Origin of the sequence: Nocardiopsis potens DSM 45234 (assembly GCF_000341105.1) — a bacterium.
Classification (GTDB): domain Bacteria; phylum Actinomycetota; class Actinomycetes; order Streptosporangiales; family Streptosporangiaceae; genus Nocardiopsis_A; species Nocardiopsis_A potens.
Map to the genome: position 1 here is coordinate 94,533 of NZ_ANBB01000050.1, position 15,844 is coordinate 110,376.

The 15,844-nt window shown below is 72.0% G+C and carries 15 protein-coding genes; 5 read left to right on the forward strand and 10 right to left on the reverse strand.

From position 1 onward, the window contains the following. Positions 1 to 81: 81 nt before the first annotated feature. Positions 82 to 1,110, reverse strand: coding sequence for an aldo/keto reductase (locus tag D459_RS0121015; RefSeq protein WP_017594980.1), 1,029 nt, complete (start codon positions 1,108 to 1,110; stop codon positions 82 to 84). A 144-nt stretch (positions 1,111 to 1,254) separates the two neighbouring features. Between D459_RS0121015 and D459_RS0121020 the strand changes: the two genes are divergently transcribed. Further along, positions 1,255 to 2,130, forward strand: coding sequence for a helix-turn-helix transcriptional regulator (locus D459_RS0121020; RefSeq protein WP_017594981.1), 876 nt, complete (start codon positions 1,255 to 1,257; stop codon positions 2,128 to 2,130). Positions 2,131 to 2,178: 48 nt separating this feature from the next. Here D459_RS0121020 and D459_RS0121025 read toward each other — a convergent pair whose 3' ends face one another. From D459_RS0121025 to D459_RS0121045, 5 genes are all read right to left on the reverse strand, one after another. Continuing rightward, positions 2,179 to 2,478, reverse strand: coding sequence for a hypothetical protein (locus tag D459_RS0121025; RefSeq protein ID WP_017594982.1), 300 nt, complete (start codon positions 2,476 to 2,478; stop codon positions 2,179 to 2,181). Between the two features lie 181 nt (positions 2,479 to 2,659). Next, entirely contained in the window at positions 2,660 to 5,422 is a 2,763-nt protein-coding gene (locus D459_RS0121030) for a helix-turn-helix transcriptional regulator (protein ID WP_017594983.1), read from the reverse strand. Between the two features lie 87 nt (positions 5,423 to 5,509). Continuing rightward, a complete protein-coding gene (locus D459_RS0121035; RefSeq protein ID WP_017594984.1) occupies positions 5,510 to 5,989 on the reverse strand; it encodes an SRPBCC family protein in 480 nt (159 codons plus the stop codon). A gap of 97 nt (positions 5,990 to 6,086) precedes the next feature. Beyond that, positions 6,087 to 6,512, reverse strand: a complete 426-nt coding sequence (locus D459_RS0121040; protein ID WP_026120611.1) for a hypothetical protein — start codon at positions 6,510 to 6,512, stop codon at positions 6,087 to 6,089. 119 nt (positions 6,513 to 6,631) lie between these two features. Further along, positions 6,632 to 7,189: an ATP-binding protein gene (locus tag D459_RS0121045; protein WP_017594985.1), complete on the reverse strand. Its 558-nt coding sequence runs from the start codon at positions 7,187 to 7,189 to the stop codon at positions 6,632 to 6,634. Positions 7,190 to 7,414: 225 nt separating this feature from the next. Here D459_RS0121045 and D459_RS0121050 point away from each other — a divergent pair, with 225 nt between their 5' ends. Next, positions 7,415 to 8,278: a helix-turn-helix domain-containing protein gene (locus tag D459_RS0121050; RefSeq protein WP_017594986.1), complete on the forward strand. Its 864-nt coding sequence runs from the start codon at positions 7,415 to 7,417 to the stop codon at positions 8,276 to 8,278. Next, positions 8,275 to 8,583, forward strand: coding sequence for a DUF397 domain-containing protein (locus tag D459_RS0121055; protein ID WP_017594987.1), 309 nt, complete (start codon positions 8,275 to 8,277; stop codon positions 8,581 to 8,583). Before D459_RS0121050 ends, D459_RS0121055 begins: the two co-directional genes overlap by 4 nt. A gap of 20 nt (positions 8,584 to 8,603) precedes the next feature. On the opposite strand, the gene D459_RS0121060 is transcribed toward D459_RS0121055, so the two are convergent. Continuing rightward, positions 8,604 to 8,984 (reverse strand): very short patch repair endonuclease, encoded by a 381-nt coding sequence (locus tag D459_RS0121060; protein ID WP_017594988.1) that lies wholly within the window; start codon positions 8,982 to 8,984, stop codon positions 8,604 to 8,606. Between the two features lie 147 nt (positions 8,985 to 9,131). Between D459_RS0121060 and D459_RS0121065 the strand changes: the two genes are divergently transcribed. Together D459_RS0121065 and D459_RS0121070 are read left to right on the forward strand one after the other, a co-directional pair. Then, positions 9,132 to 10,139, forward strand: a complete 1,008-nt coding sequence (locus D459_RS0121065) for a DNA cytosine methyltransferase (RefSeq protein WP_026120613.1) — start codon at positions 9,132 to 9,134, stop codon at positions 10,137 to 10,139. A gap of 93 nt (positions 10,140 to 10,232) precedes the next feature. Next, entirely contained in the window at positions 10,233 to 11,447 is a 1,215-nt protein-coding gene (locus D459_RS0121070; protein ID WP_017594990.1) for a DNA cytosine methyltransferase, read from the forward strand. On the opposite strand, the gene D459_RS0121075 is transcribed toward D459_RS0121070, so the two are convergent. The 3 genes from D459_RS0121075 to D459_RS0121085 are packed head-to-tail and all read right to left on the reverse strand — an operon-like array spanning position 11,434 to position 15,376. After that, positions 11,434 to 12,339: a DUF6339 family protein gene (locus tag D459_RS0121075; protein ID WP_017594991.1), complete on the reverse strand. Its 906-nt coding sequence runs from the start codon at positions 12,337 to 12,339 to the stop codon at positions 11,434 to 11,436. The two genes, D459_RS0121070 and D459_RS0121075, sit on opposite strands and share 14 nt — an antisense overlap. Continuing rightward, positions 12,336 to 13,304 (reverse strand): hypothetical protein, encoded by a 969-nt coding sequence (locus tag D459_RS0121080; RefSeq protein ID WP_017594992.1) that lies wholly within the window; start codon positions 13,302 to 13,304, stop codon positions 12,336 to 12,338. The genes D459_RS0121075 and D459_RS0121080 overlap by 4 nt, the downstream gene beginning before the upstream one ends. After that, positions 13,301 to 15,376, reverse strand: a complete 2,076-nt coding sequence (locus tag D459_RS0121085) for a helix-turn-helix domain-containing protein (protein ID WP_040710683.1) — start codon at positions 15,374 to 15,376, stop codon at positions 13,301 to 13,303. The genes D459_RS0121080 and D459_RS0121085 overlap by 4 nt, the downstream gene beginning before the upstream one ends. Positions 15,377 to 15,844 lie beyond the last annotated feature (468 nt).

The window sequence follows — 15,844 nt, forward strand, 5'->3', positions numbered from 1 at the left end:
GGCCGCCGGTGCCATCCGTAGGACCACTGGTGCCGGCGCCGGTGGACCCCGGTGCCCCCGCCGTCCCCGGTGCCCCCCGGGTCAGCGGCGGCGCAGCCGCTTCTCCGCCAGGGCCGGCGGCAGGTGGAAGGTCGGGTCGCGGACCACGTCGGTGCCGGGCGGGACGATCTCGTCGATCCGGTCCAGCACCGAGCCGTCCAGCCGCACCCCCGCGCCGGCCAGCAGCCCCTCCAGCTGCTCCTGGGTGCGCGGGCCGATGAGCACCGAGGTCACCGCCGGATGCGCCAGCACGAACGCCAGCGCCAGGTGCGGCAGCGGCACCCCGGCGTCCGCGGCGACCTTCTTCAGCTCGGTGACGGCGGCCAGCTTCGCGGCGTTGCCCGGCAGCGCGGTGTCGTACATGCTGCCCAGCATCGGGCTGCGGTGCGCCTCGCCCGGGTCCGCGCCGTCCGGGCCGCCGTACCGGCCGGACAGCCAGCCGGCGCTGAGCGGGCTCCAGGTCAGCACCCCCATGCCGTACCGCTGCGCGGTGGGCAGCACGCCCGCCTCGATGCCCCGGGCCAGGATCGAGTAGGGCGGCTGCTCACTGCGCGGCAGGACGTGGCCGCGCCGCTCGGCGGTCCACCGCGCCTCCACCAGCTCCTCGGCCGGGAACGCCGAAGTGCCGTACGCCCGGATCTTCCCCGCCCGGACCAGGTCGGACAGGGCGGACAGGGTCTCGTCCAGATCGGTGTCGGGGTCGGGCCGGTGCACCTGGTAGAGGTCGATCCAGTCGGTGTCCAGCCGGCGCAGGCTGCCCTCCACCGCCCGCACGATCCACCGGCGGGAGTTGCCCCGGTGGTTGGCGTCCGGGCCCATCGGATTGTGGAACTTGGTGGCCAGCACCACGTCGTCCCGGCGCCCCTTGAGCGCCTTGCCGACGATCACCTCCGACTCGCCGTCGGAGTACATGTCCGCGGTGTCGACGAAGTCGATCCCCGCGTCCAGCGCGGTGTGCACGATCCGCGCCGCAGCCCCGTGGTCGGCGGTGCCCCACGCGCCGAGCATCATCGTGCCCAGCGCGAACTCGCTGACCGAGATCCCGGTGCCGCCGAGAATGCGTCGCTCCATGACAGTTCGCCCCCATGCAGTGGTGGTCCGGTTCCGGCGGGCCGCGCGGCCCGCCGCGGTGACCACCGTCCCGGGTCCGCGCCGGGGGGACCAGGCCCGCCGCGACCTGGGTCCGCCGGTACCAGGAACGGCTATTTTCGGTGCATGGTGCAATCGGCCGCAGAACTGAGCCTCTTCCTCAAGGCCCGCCGGGACGCGCTCGCCCCGGAGGACGTGGGCCTGCCCGGCGGGATCAACCGGCGCCGGGTCCGCGGGCTGCGCCGGGAGGAGGTCGCCCAGCTCGCCGGGGTCAGCGTCGACTACTACACCCGCATCGAGCAGGGGCGCGGCGGCGCCGTCTCGGACGAGGTGCTGCAGGCGCTCGCCCGCGCCCTGGTGCTCTCCGCGGACGAGCGCCGCTACCTGCACAACCTCGCCGGGAACGCGGTCCGCCGCTCCACCCGGGCGGCCCGCCCGGCCGAACCCTGCACCCCGCCCGACGTGCCCCGGCAGACCGTCCGCCCCGAACTGCACGCGCTGCTGCACGCCATGGCGGGGGTGCCCGCGGCGGTGCTCGGCCGGGGGCTGGACATCCTCGCCTGGAACCCGCTGATGGGCCGGCTCTGGCCCGGCCTCGACGACCTCCCCGAGGCCGAGCTCAACCTGCCCCGGCTGCTCTTCACCGACCCCGGCACCGCCGCCCTGCACGCAGACGCCGGCCTGCTCCGCGCCGAGGTGGTCGCCCGGCTCCGCGCCGACACCGGCCGCGACCCCGAAGAGCCCCGGCTCTGCGCGGTGGTGACCGGCCTGCAGCGGTCCAGCGCCCTCTTCCGCGAACTGTGGGAGGCCCGCGAGGTCAAGGAGGCCCCGAACGGCGCGCACCGGCTGCGCCACCCCCGCGTCGGCGAGCTGGACCTGTACTTCGAGAAGCTGCCGCTGCCCGCCGACCCCGGCCGGTTCCTCCTCGTCTACTCTCCCGAGCCCGGTTCCGCCTCAGAGGAGCGCCTCCGCCTGCTGGCCTCCGCCGAGCAGCCCGCCTGAGCGGCCCCCGGGGCGGCCGCGGCGGGCCGCCCCGGGGGCCGACCGGGGTCAGCCGCGGTGCTCTTCGGCGGCGCGGCGCGCCTCGCGCCGGCCCGCGTAGCGCTCCCTGCGGTTCTCGGCCCTGACCATCCGCTGCCACTCCCTGGTGCAGGAGCGCCGGTTGCAGCCGGCGCAGCAGCTCCAGCCGAGCATCACGCCGGGGTCCTCCCAGCGGCAGCGCGTGCCGGGGGTCTCACGGGTCGGTCCCGGGGGCAGGTCGCAGGGGCCGTACCGGTGGTCGTGGAGCGGTCGGGGGCCGTGCTCTATCTGCCGCACCCACAGCGGCTTGGTGTTGTCCGTACGGGACATCTCGTTCCTTCCGGAACCCGCCGCCCGGACTCCCGGAACCTCCGGGCGGGCGGCCGGGTCGACCGTTCCACGGCGACCACGCTCCCTGTCTCCGTTCGGGGCCCGTTCCGGGCCGCACTCCGCCGCTGTGCGGAGAGCCCTGCAGGATATCGGCGCCCGGCGAGGGCGGACAAGGGCCCCGCTACGGGGCCAGCAGCCGGGCCAGCTCGGTCCGCGAGCCGATGCCGAGCTTCGGATACACCTTGTACAGGTGGTACTCGACGGTGCGCGGGCTCAGGAAGAGCCGCGCCGCGACGTCCCGGTTGGAGGCGCCCTCGGCGACCAGGCGGGCGATGCGCAGCTCCTGCGGGGTGAGCGCGTCCAGCGCCCCGGGGGCGGCCGGCTCCGCGGCCTCGCCCGCGGCCCGCAGCTCCCCGGAGGCCCGCCGCTCCCAGGGCGCCGCGCCCATCCGCCGGAACGCCTCCGCGGCCGCGCGCAGGTGCGGCCGGGCCTCGGCCGGGCGGCGGTCGCGGCGCAGCCGCTCGCCGAGGAGCAGCGCGGTGCGGGCCCGGTCGAAACCGGCCCCGTCCACCCCGGCGAGCGCCTCCAGGGCCTCGCGGAGCAGACCGATCCCCTCCGCGTCCGGGAGGGTGAGCGCCTCGCACCGGGCGAGCAGCGCCCGGGCGCGCGGCGCCTCCCGCTCCGCCGTCCACCCGGCCAGGAACGCGGTGGCCTCCCGGGCCGCGCCGAGGTCGCCCGCGGCCACCGCCGCCTCCACCCGGTCCGCGGCCGAACCCCAGGCGTTGACCGGGGCGCCCATGCCCGGAGCCGGGGAGGCCAGCGGGGCCAGCCGCTCGTGCGCCCGGGCGAACCGTCCCGCCCCCAGGTCGAGCAGGCCCAGCGCGTAGACCGCGACCCCGGCGCGCAGCCCCAGCCGGTGCGGGACGGCGACGGCCAGCGCCTCCCGGGCGTGCGCGCGACAGCCCTCCTCCCGGCCGCGCAGCGCGTCGCAGACGGCCAGGTTGGCGTGGTGCGCGGCGGCGGAGTTGACCGCCCCCGACTCCTCGGCCAGCAGCAGCCCCTCCTCGGACAGCGCGGCGCTGAGCGCGATGTCGCCGTTGAACCGCTCGCTCGTCGCGGCGTTCTCCAGCACCACCGGCAGGGTGCCCGCGACACCGGCGACCCGCGCCGCCCGGCCCGCGCGCGCCCCGTACGCCGCGGCCGCCGAGGCGTCGCCGAGCATGCTCGCCGCCGAGGCCGCCCAGAGCAGCAGTGCGGGGTCGTCCTCGCCGGCGGGCAGGCCGCGCAGGGCGCCGCGGAGCAGGGCGGCGCCGCGCCCGGCATCGCCCCGGGCCCGCGCCCCGTCGCCGGCCAGCACGTCGCGGAGGAACCGCTCGGAGCCCCCGCCGGGGACGGGGAGCGCCTCGGCGAGCGCGCCGACCCGGGCGGCGGCGCCGGTGTCGCCGACGTAGGCGGCCGCCTCCGCCGCGTCGGCCAGCACCCGCCAGGCGAGCGGCCCGGCGGCGCCCTCTCCTGGGGCGGGCCCGTCGGCGGTGTCCTCCATGGCGCCCTCTGCGGCGGCTTCCCCGGCGGCGAGCAGGATCCGCAGCGCCTCGGCGGCGTCCCCCGAGGCCAGCTCGAACCGGCCGCGGAGCCGCTCCAGGGCCAGCCGCGCCTCCGGGGCGCGGGCCTCGGCGCGGGCCGCCGCCAGGCTGCTCTGCGCCTGGCCGGGCAGCCCGCCGAGCCAGGCGGCCTCGGCGGCGTCCCGCAGCCGGCCGGCGCGGGCCTCCCCGGGCGGCGACAGCTCGGCGGCGAGCCGGTACGCCCCGGCGGCGTCGGCGTGCCCGCCGCGCGCCCCGGCCCGGTCCGCGGCGGCGGCGAGCGCCGCCGCGGCGTCCTCGTCCGGGCCCACCGCGGCGGCGGCCCGGTGCCGTGCCGCCCGGTCGGGGTCGCGCGCCTCCAGCAGGCCGGCGAGGAGGCGGTGGACGGCGCGCCGCTCGGCGGCGGAGGCGGAGGCGACGACCGCGGACCGGACCAGCGGGTGCCCGAACCGCACCCCGCCCGCGCCCAGCTCCACCAGCCCGGCCTCCTCCGCCGGGCCGAACGCCTCGGCCGAGCCGCCCACCGCGGGGTCGCCGGAGCCGTCCAGCGCCACCGCGAGCAGCGCCGACCGGCTCTGTGCGGGCAGGCCGGCGATCCGCTCCCGGTAGAGCGCGGTGACGCCCTCCCCGGCGGGCAGCGGGTCGGGGAGCGGCGCCGCGCCGGTCAGCTGGGCGGGGGTGAGCAGGCGGGCCGCCTCGCGGAGCGCCAGCGGGTGGCCGCCGGTCGCCTCGGCGACCCGGGCGGCGACGGCCGGGGCCGGGGGCTCCGGGGCGTGCTCGGCCAGCAGCCGGGCCGCGTCCGCGCCGCCCAGCCCGTCCAGCCGCAGCTCGGGCAGGCCGCGCAGCAGGTGGCGGGTGTCCGGGTCCTCCCGGGCGCCGAACAGCAGCCCGACCGGGTGGGCGTCCAGCCTGCGGGCGGCGAACAGCAGGGCGTCGGCCGAGGCGCGGTCGGCCCAGTGCACGTCGTCGACGATGCACAGCAGGCCGCCCGGCTGCGCGGCCTCGGCCAGCAGCGAGGTGACCGCCGCCGACACCAGGAACCGGTCGTCGGCCCCGGAACCGAGGCCGAGTGCGCCGCGCAGAGCGTCCCGCTGCGGCTCCGGGAGGGCGTCGGCGAACCCCAGGGCAGGGCGGAGGAGCTGGTGCAGCAGGGCGAACGCCATCCGCCCCTCGGCCTCGTCGGCGGTGGCCCGCAGCACCCGGACCGGGGCGGCGGCCTCCGCGTACCGCAGCAGCGCGGACTTCCCGATCCCGGGGCGGCCCCGCACCACCAGCCGGGCCCCGCCCCCGCCGCGGACCTGCTCTAGGAGCCCGTCGATCCGGGCGGCCTCCGCCTCCCGCCCCACCAGGTCCCCGTCGGCCATCGGACCCTCCCGCCCCCTCGGCACCGGCCCCGGCCGGCCGCCGGAGCGGACAAGATCATCCCACCGCGGATCGCGCCCGGCGGCGGATCAGAGCCGCTCCGCGGCCGCGCGCAGCGCCTTCACCAGCGGGCTCCACTCGGTGCGGGGGCCGCCCAGGCCGAGGCTCCGCTCGGCCTTGTCCAGCGCGTCCTCCAGCAGGGCGTCGTGCAGCGGCCGGTACACCAGCGGCCAGCTCACCCGCGCCGGTCCCACCGGCTGGACGGTCAGCAGGTGCCGCAGCAGCACGCCGCCGTCGGTCTCCTCGACCGAGAACCCGTGGTGCCCGAGGAACCCGGCCGGCGCCTCGAACCTGAACCGGATCCTCCGGCCCGGCAGGTACTCCACCACGCTGTACCGCACCGGCCCGTGCCCACCGCGGGCGCCCACCCCCAGCGGCCGGTCGAAGCGCATCGCCGGCCAGTCCTCATCCGGCCAGAGCGGGTCCCGGTCCGAGGCCAGCCCATCGATCAGCGCCCCTACCTCGTCCACCGGCGCGGCCAGCAGCCTCCGGTGCTCGTTCCAGACCATGCGGGCCTCCCCGACGCGTTTCCGAATATGGGTTCTCAGTACACGCCATGATCGGCCGGGCGGGGAGGCCGGTGGTGCACGGCGGCGTCCGAGCGCTCTACCCGAGCAGCCCGAGCAGGTGCGCGGCGGTGGCCATGGCGGCGAACGGCACCCCGAAGGCCAACGCCTCCAGCGCGGCCCGGTGCCCGTCCCGCCTGCGGCGGCGCCGTCCCGCCTCCGGGGCGGGGCGGGAAGGGGGCGGGGGAACGGGCAGGGGAGAGTCGAACCCGCCGGCCACCGGGGCCCGATGCCGTCCGATGCGAGGTGGGGGCGGTCCGAGCTCTTCGTGTGCGGACCGCAGCCAGTCCGGCACCGGAGGCGCGGCGCGGGCATGGGGCGAGAGCAGCAGCGGCGGCCGGGGAGCGGGCACGGCGGCGGTGCCGGTCCGGGGGCCGCCGGGGGCACTGAACCGCCTCCCGCGCGGGCGCGCGGTGCGGGCGTGCAGCCGGTCGATGGTCGAGACCGGCGGAATCGACGGAGCCATGCGGAATCACCTCGGAAAGTCAGAGCGGATCGGGGAGAGGGGAGAGGAGAAGGCCGGAGTGAGGCGCCCGCCCCGCCCCCTCCAGCGCGGGGCGGGCACCTGTGCGCGGTGGTCCGCCTTCAGGAGGCGTTCCAGGCGCTTCCGGTGAGGTCGTAGGCCAGGTGGAACCAGACGTGGCGGTAGGAGGCCCGGCCGTTGTCGCCCCAGGCGCTGGCGAGCACGGCGACCATGGCCAGGCCGCGGCCGCGCGCCTTCTCGATGCCGAGCGGCTCGGGGCGCAGCGGGGCGTCGTCGCGGGCGGTGGTGAGCACCCCGGGCGGGACGGTGCCGTCGTCGCGGCAGGTCAGGGTGAGCCCGCCGATACCGCGCCGCACCACGAGGGAGTAGCTGCCGCCGGGGCGGCCGGAGCGGGAGTGCGCGATGGCGTTGGTCGCCAGCTCGCTTCCGAGCAGGGTGAAGAGGTAGCGGTAGTCGCGGTCGTGCTCGGCGGCGCAGGTGTCGAGGAAGGCGCGGACCAGCGGCAGGAACCCGGGCCGGCCGGGGAAGTCGTAGCGGCGCGTGGAGTAGTAGGGGCGGTCGGGGCGGCGGTTGAAGTAGTGCCGGTATCCGGGCGGGATCAGGTCGTCCAGCGCGACGGTCACCTCGGGCAGCGGCGGCACGGGGGCCAGAGCGGGCATGCGGACACACTCCTCCTGCGAGAGCAGTGGACAGGATCGGGGAAGGCGCCCGCACGGACTCGCTCGATCACCGGTCAGGGCAGCGGACACCCAGGTAGCGTGACCATCGGGTACTCGGAGTGATGTATCGGTCACTGACTACATGTGCCACGCTAAGTCGACATCGTAGAGTTCTGCAATAGCTTTCGCCTACGAAGTAGAGTTTTCTTTCGCTAGGGTTCTCCCATGACCACTCCCCACAGCCCCACGCTCCGGCTCCGCCGGCTCGCGGCCATGCTGCGCCGAGCCCGCGAACGGGCCGGCTACACCACCTCCCAGGTAGGCGCGAAGTTCAAGTGGAGTGCGGGCAAGGTCTCCAAGATGGAGACCACCGAGACCAAGCGGATCAGCCCGAATGATCTCGACAGGCTCATGGACCTCTACGGCGTCACCGATCAGGCGGAGCGCGAGGGGATGCAGGCGCTGGCCCGGGATGCTCGGCAGCGCGGCTGGTGGTCCAAGTACAAGAAGGTCTTCTCGGACCACGCCCTGCCCGACTTCGAGGCCGAAGCATCCCTCATCCGCACCTTCGAGGCCCAGATCGTCCCAGGGCTCCTGCAGACACCTCAGTACGCTGAGGCGCTGCTCAAAGGCGGCCGCTACACCGACCCCGAAACGGTTCGGCAGAAGGTGGAGGCGCGTATGGCCCGGCGGGACATCCTCACCCGTCCCGAGCCGGCCCGCCTGCGAGCGGTCATCGACGAAGCCGCGCTCCGGAGGCCGATCGGCGGTACCGAGACGCTGCGTGGGCAGCTGGCGCACCTGCTCTACATGGCGCAGCTGCCCAACATCGACGTCCAGGTCCTGCCTTTGGACGCCGGGGCGCACGCTGCTCTAGGGGCGCCGTTCACTCTCCTGGACTTCCCCGATCCCCTCGATCTCCCGATCGTCTACATCGACACCGCAGGCGAAGGGGTGTTCCTGGAGGACCCGGAAGAGGTCGAAGCCCACAGTGCTACCTTCGGCGATATCCAAGGATCCGCGCTGAGCACCACGCGCTCCGCCGCCGTCATCACCGACCTCCTCAGAGCACCAGAGAGCGAATCATGAGTGCCGACCTGACGTTCCGCAAGAGCAGCTACAGCGCCCACTCGCAGAACTGCGTGGAAGTGGCATCCTTCCCTGACTTCCGGAAGAGCAGCTACAGCGCACAGGATCAGAACTGCGTGGAAGTGGCCTCCTCCGACTATCGGAAGAGCAGCCACAGTGCACAAGACCAGGACTGCGTCGAAGTCGCCGACTCCTCCCACGCCGTTGCCATCCGTGACTCCAAGCACGCCGAGGCCGGCCACCTCGCCTTCTCTTCGGCGGAGTGGGACGCTTTTCTGAGAGGGGCCAAGGCCGGCGGCTTCTGACGTGGTCGGAGCGGGGCGCTCTATCGGTTCCGCCTGCTCCTGACGAGGTCGGCGACGTGTTCGGCGGCGATGGTCGGATCCTCGTGTTCCCACACGCGGACGACCTGCCAACCCTGTTCCGTCAGTAGCCGGTTGGTCTCCTCGTCCCGTTCTCGGTTGCGCCTCACCTTTTCGGCCCAGTAACCGGCGTTGGTCGCCGATTTCGTATGGTGTTCGGGGCAACCGTGCCAGAAGCAACCGTCGAGGAAAACGGCGACCTTGACACGGGTGAACACCATGTCCGCCGTTCTTCTGATGGCCGGTTCCGGACGGATGGACACGCGATAGCGCAGCCCCAGAGCGTGCACCGCCCGGCGGAGGGCCAGTTCGGGTTTGGTGTCCCTCCCCTTGTTGGACTGCATGCTCTTCCGTACACCGGGACTGGAGGCACTGGTCGGCCGGGGAGCGCTCATGAGCACACCGTACTAAGAGGGCGCACCGGGGAGCATACGATCGGTTTCCGGGAACGGGAAGCAGGGGCGCGGTTCGTGGAAGAGGAGTCGACCTCGGTGCGGTTCAGAAGTCTGGATGTGTACGCGGGAGCGGGAGGACAGGCGCTCGGTTTGGAACGGGCCGGCTTCGATCCGGTGATGCTCATCGACGACGACGCCCATGCCTGCGCCACGCTGCAGGTGAATCGCCCGAACTGGGACGTCCGCCGTACGGATCTTCTGGAGTTCGTCGGGAGCGACCACCCTCAGGTGTTGGACGTGGACCTTTTGGCGGCGGGGCCTCCTCGGATGAGGTTCTCTCGCGCCGGTAAGAGGAACCGCCCGGAGAGCGAGGACCGGGACACCTGGAAGGCCGTCGTGTGGTTGGCCTTGGAGGTGTCCCCGCGCGCGCTCCTCATGGAGAACGTTCCGCACCTGGTCAGAGAAGAGGCGTTCGCCGAGGTCAGAGCCTTCACCGAGGAGGAGCTGGAGAGGGCCGGATACCGGTGTTCATGGCGGGTGCTGGACGCTCGGTACTTCGGCGTCCCGCAGTGCCGTGAGCACGGCGTCCTGGTGGCGCTCAAGGACGACGGCATGGAGAGGTTCTCCTGGCCCGAGCCCGGGTCGGACGCCCCGGTCCTCGGAGATGTGCTGTACCCCTCCATGGCGAGTCGGGGATGGCCGCAGGCCGACGAATGGGCGGCGGGTGCGAACGAGGTCGCCCCCACCATCGTCGGAGGGGCGACGGGGCGAGGGGGAGCCGACCTCGGCCCGAGCGGCAGCAAGAGGAAGTGGGCGCGTCTCGGCGTGAACGGTGGGAGCATCGGCGACGAGCCGCCGGGGCCGGACTTCGTCATGGTCCGACCGGAGGACCCGGGAGACGCCCAGGCCAGGAAGGCGCTGCCCAAGCTGACCACCGATCAGGTCAAGGTGCTGCAGGGGTTTCCGCAGGACTGGCGCCTCGAGGGCGGCAAGACGTCGGGGTACAGGCAGGTGGGACACGCGCTGCCGCCCCCGCTGGCATGCGCGTTGGGAGAGCGGATCGCCATCGCCCTGGAGAAACCGGAGACGGATCGGCACTCCTGAGGCGGGGGAGAGGCGAGGAACCAGGGTCGCGATCAGGTAGAGATCACGGGTCGTGAAGCGGAAGGGGGTGGAGAGCCCCGTTAGGATGACGCCATGTCCGCCGCTTCCATCGATCCCATCAACATCGTCGACCTCTTCGCCGGCTGCGGCGGCTTCACCCAGGGGTTTCACGAATTCGTACCGGACGGTGCCTCGGAGTCACCGTTCCGGACCGTCGGCGCCGTCGAGTGGGACAAGGCGGCGGCCGCCACTTATGCGCAGAATTTCGCGAAAGAGGCCGGTGGGATAGAGAAGATCTTCGCCGGCAACATCAAGGATTGGAATCCGGGTGACGTCAACGCCGATGTTCAGGTGATTCTCGGCGGCCCACCCTGCCAGGGGTTCTCCGGGCTGGGCAAGGAGAACCCCGAAGACCCGCGGAACAAGCTCTGGCAAGAGTACGTCCGAGTGGTCGAGAAACTCAGCCCTGAGATCTTCGTCATCGAGAACGTGGACCGCTTCTTCAAGTCAGTGGAATATGCCGCACTGCTGAAGGCGCTGGACGGCGGCCCGCTGGCGGAGTATGAGATCAGCGGAGGCCACCTGGTCGCGGCCGATTACGGATCCCCGCAGACGCGGAAGAGAACCATCGTGATCGCGACGCATAAGGACATCATCAAGGCCCATCCCACGCGGCGACCGATGGCACACCCTACACCGACCCATATTGAACCGGCCGACACGGACGGAACCCTCTGGGAAGAAGAGACGGGCTTGCTCCCCTGGAATCCGGCGAGCGAAGTATTCGGACGCCCGGGAAATCCGAACCCTCTGGTTCCCGAAGAGACGCCATCCACTGAGCTGCCGATGGGGAAGGTGGAGTTCTCTGGAAAAATGTTCCCCGGGGCTTTCCGGACCGATCAGCTCCACATTGGGCGCAATCCCACCGATCTTTCTCTTGAGAGATATGAGAGCATCCCTCCTGGGGGCAATCGGTGGGACATCCCGGACCGCATTTCCACGAAAAGCTGGCTGAATCACCGGAACGGCTCGGGTGACGTCATGGGGCGGATGCACCTCGACCGGCCGTCGGTCACCATCCGGACCGAGTTCTACAAGCCGGAGAAGGGGCGCTATCTGCACCCCTGGGCGCACCGCCCCATCACCCACCTCGAAGCCGCGCTGATCCAGGGCTTCCCCCGGGATTTCCTGTGGTGCGGAAGCAAGACCCAGATCGCCCGACAGATCGGCAACGCGGTCCCGGTGGACCTCTCGCGCGCGATCGCGAAACAGGTGTACGAGTACCTGAGAGAGGTCAAGCGGTCGTAGAGCCGCCTTCTCCCTCCTCGTCCTCCTTCTCCTTGTCCTTCTCACGTCCTCGGACCGGGGCCTCGGCGAACAGTCGCTCGAAGAGTGATGCCAGGGCGGCGACCGAATCCGGGTAGGTGCGTCCGTCGTCGGGGCCGTCCGGGAGGCGGTCGTAGGGGGTGAAATCCTCGTCGCCGGCCGCGATCCAGTCGTGGTAAGGAGCGGGGTCGGGAGAGGAGTCGGGGGCGATCGCCTCGAACGCGATCGTGCTGCCGGCGCTGTTCACCGCCTTCCCGAGGGCGTTGATCTCGCGTCCACCCTGGACCGCGCCCTTCGAGATCAGCGAGATGATCGCCTGTGCGGTCGGCCGATGAAGGACGGTCTCGAATCGGAGGATCGAGTTCAACACGTCCTGGTCCTTACAGGCCGTCACCACCGGTCGGTAGTCGAAACCGTCCCGGAAGAGTTCCGCCGCCCACCACAGGCGGGCGAACGCCTGGGTGTGGAACGGTCCGCAGAAACGTTTCGCGTTGATGGTCGGTACAGGTTTCTTCTCGGTCGGTTTCGCGAGATGCCGTCGGCGGACGTAGTCGGGGGCGACACGGAGGGCGAGGTGATTCCACAGACCGCTTTCGGCGGCCTCGCGGCGGGTGATGCGCAGGGTGGAGTGAAGGCGCGGGGCCAACCAGGCGTCCGCGGCGGTGGCGGCGTCCTCCTCGAAGCGGGCCATGGCCTCGTTCAGCAGGTCACGGACCCGTTCCGTCTCCCAGCGGGCCTCATCCGGAAGCTCCTTCGAGGCCTGGTCGAGGGCGGCGGCCGGAGGACGCTCGTCACCTCGGAGGATCCCGGAGGTGAGGTGCTTCACCGCGATCTCGTCGGGGAGGAGGGCGAAGCGTTTCGGAGTCGTGCTCAACGGGTCTCCTCGGAGGCGCGGCGGGTGGAACGGATCAGGGCGCCGATGTTGCGATACTGCCGGGCCTGCAACGCGGCGGAGCGGCGGATCCGGTTCTGTAGATCACCGCCGCCCTCACCGGAACGGCACCGTGCGACGGCCTCCTGAAGGGCCTCCCGGGGGGAGAGGTCGGGGAAGGCTCCCGGAAGGAGCTTCTTCAACACCCCTTCTCGCCAGCCGCCCGGCCATTCGGCGCGCTCGTCCTCATCGATCTCGGCGGCGAAGAGGGCGTCGTTGAACAGGGTGACCCAGGCGTCCTTGGCGATCTCCGACGCGATTGCCTCACGCACCTCGCGTTCGGGGGCGCGTGCGTGCTTCAGGATCTCCTCCAGCCCTTCGACCTTGCGGTTGAGGTAGATCAACGGTTCCTGGCCGGTGGTCTCGACGTACCAGGGGTCCTGGCGATAGTCGTGCAGGTGGGGGTTGGCCTCGTCGGAGAAGTCGGCCCAGGTCACCTTGATCGAGTTCTCCCGGGTCGGCGTCGTGGCCTGGAGATCGACCGTCCACGGAGCATCGACCCCCCCGATGATGCGTCCCGGAACGCCCCCGACGGTCGCGGTGATCTGTCCGCCGATCTGCACGCGCCCCAAGTGACGGTCGGCGAAGACGGTGATCTCCCCGACCCAGGAATCACCGTCCCGTTCCTTCAAGACGACGACGTCGCGCGTGTTCGTACGGCGCTCGAACGCGATGACCTGCGGAAGCACCTCCCGCCAGTCGCCGTTCCGAAGCTCCTCGACCGGAGTCCGAAGGCGCACGGAGAGACGGGCCTCCCCCCACTTCTCGCGTTCCGCCCGGTGGAGGGCGACGGTGCGCTTCGACGGGGCCACCATCCTGTAGTCGAGCGGGACGCCGTCGAGCCGTACCTCCGTGATGTCCAGAGCGATCTCGCCGGCCAGGACGGGGTAAGGGACCAGACGCCTCATCGCTCCTCCCCTCTTCCTCGTTCCAGATCGACCTCGACCATGGCCATGTCCGCTGCGACGGGGTGGTCGTTCACGTCGCTCACGCCCTCGAACGTCGCATGGCGCGCCCCCGGGTCGGATTCCAGGCGGTGCAGATCGCCCTCGGCGAGGACGCAGCCTCGGACGGGGGTCAGGTCGGCCCAGGCGACCCTCGGGTGAGGGCCGGAGCGGGTGACGAATCTGAGGACGGGGCGGAACTCCCACGGATCCTTGCGTTCGGGGAACCTGACCTCGACGCGCAGGCGCCAGGAGCCGTCCGCCCCGACCTCCCCGTCGATGTCCTGGACCGTCGGATGACCCGGACTGCGCGGTGGCGGCGGCGGGTCGAGGTTCAGCATGTCCTTGAGGACCTTGGGGGTCTCCTCGGCCGTGGCGACGACGGGACGGAGGACCTCCCGCAGCCGGTCGTTGACCGCCTTCCGGAACTCCTTGATCCGGGTGGCCGCGCCACGGACATAGGTGGCGGTCAGGTCGTCGGTCGGTCGCCAGTCGTTGTGCTCCGGGGGTTCGGCGCTGCGCAGGAACCTCTCCGCGGGCTCGGTCTCCTCGGTCGGGCCCTGTGTCGCGAGGCCCGCGAGGAGGATCGCCTCGAACGGCTCGGTGCCGAGCGGTACGTCGTAGAAGCGCCGATCCGTGAGGACCATGCGGTTGCCGCGCATCCACACGACGTGGTTGGGCCGTTCGGCGTCGGGAGAGGAGGAGGTCACCAGGAGCACGGCCTTGTGGGTGATCGAGACGGACGCCTTGTCGCCGCGCAGCGCCGGTACGGTGAGCGGGACCTCGGTGGCGATCACGTCCTCGGCGTTCGTCTTCTCGGTGACGGTGGTGCCGTTCAGGAAGGCGTTGATGGCCCGGGAGCGTGCGGGTTCGTACTCGTAGGGGTTCACCCGCTCCTCGGAGAGGACGTCGCCGTTGCGTCGGATCGCGACGGTCGCCTCCAACGGGGGGTGCTCGCCGGGGGAGTCTCCGGAGACCATCGACGGCCAGAAGCTGTGCGCCAGTCCGCTCACCAGCGATCGTTTGAACTCCTCGAGGGAGCCCGCGTTGCCGGTGGCGTCGTGCGCCCCCACGATGAGGAAGGAGGTGCCCGGGGCGCTCCCCTCACGGGACAGGCGGAGCCGCGTGACGGTCTCGTCGTCTCCCCACCAGGAGCGGGCCGCCCCGTCCCGGTTCGGGTCCTCACGCCCCAGCCAGGCCGGACCTGCGTAGGACCTTCCGTTCACGCTGTGCCAGGGCAGGTTCAAGCGGCCCATCAGGCGATTGCGGCGGTGTCCCTCGTAAGGCTCGGACAGGGAACTGTTGACCAGCACCAGGCCGAACCTGCTGGTGGACCAGAGGGTGGCCTTGCCGAGGCCGTAGGATCCACCGGCGGTCGCGGACTTCCGGCTGTCCAACTGGCGGCGGAGGACCGCGGCGAACTTCCCGTCCTCGTACTCGTCCCCGGTCAGGCCGGAGGCGTTGTAGTCCTCGATGCGGAGCAGGGTGAGGGCGTTCGTCTCCCGGAGCTCGTCCAGGCCGCTGCGCAGGACACGGCCGACCTTCTGCGCCCCTTCGATCGCGGCCTGGAAGTGCTCCTCCAGGTCGTGCCAGCGCAGGGCCTCGAGAAAGTCCCACAGGTGTTCGCCCTCGAGTTCCTCCAGCACGTAACGGACGTGCACCGGGCGGTCGGAGCTCAGGCGTTCGTCGAGGCTGTTCTGGGTCGCCTCGCGGGTCAACACCGCCGGGTCGCCGTCGAAGGCGAAGGCGGCGGTGTCCCCGTACTCCCGCCCCCCATCGGCGTGGCCCGGGCGGTGGTACCAGTGGACCGTCTCGAAATTGTCGGGGATCTCGGTCCGGCTCGCGGACGATCCGGTGTCCAACCCGAAGAGCCGTTCGATCGCCTCGATCTTGTCCCGGCGGGGCTCGGCTCGTCCGGTGACCCAGGCGGACACCGCCGCTCGGGTCACCGAGAGCTCCGAGGCCAGTTCCGCCTGGCTCAAGCCGGCCCTGCGGAGCTGGCGTCCCAGCCATACGCCGAAGTCTTCTGCCGTCACACCGTTCCTCGCCCTCACGCGGTCATCTCGGTCTCGGCTCGACCGAGCAGCGGGACCAGTGTGTTTGACAAGGGGGTGTGGTGTCAAATAAAAGTTGACGCCAGCTCGTGTGGAGCGGTGGAGTGCGAGGAGCGGGCGGGGTCCGTGGTGGGGTCCGACCATGTCTCAGGAGTCGTTCTGCAGGTGGGTCTCCGTTGAACGGCAAGGGGTGAGGCGAAGTGCAGGTCTTTTTCCTCGCGGGGGTTGCAGAAAAGGTTTCGAGGTGAAATTCTTGGGCTCCCCGCTCCGGGTGACGGGATAAGGTGAAACCGTTCACTGGTTCCTCCTGTCGTTTCCGTTGCTCTCCTCGATTCGCTCGGCGACCGTCGTGTCCTTCCGTCGTGAGCGTCGACCCGTGGGCGGGTGGCGTTCTCGACGTAGGGCGCCTCGGAGACGCCGTTTTCCGTGGTGGCTTTTTTCGTGTCGAGA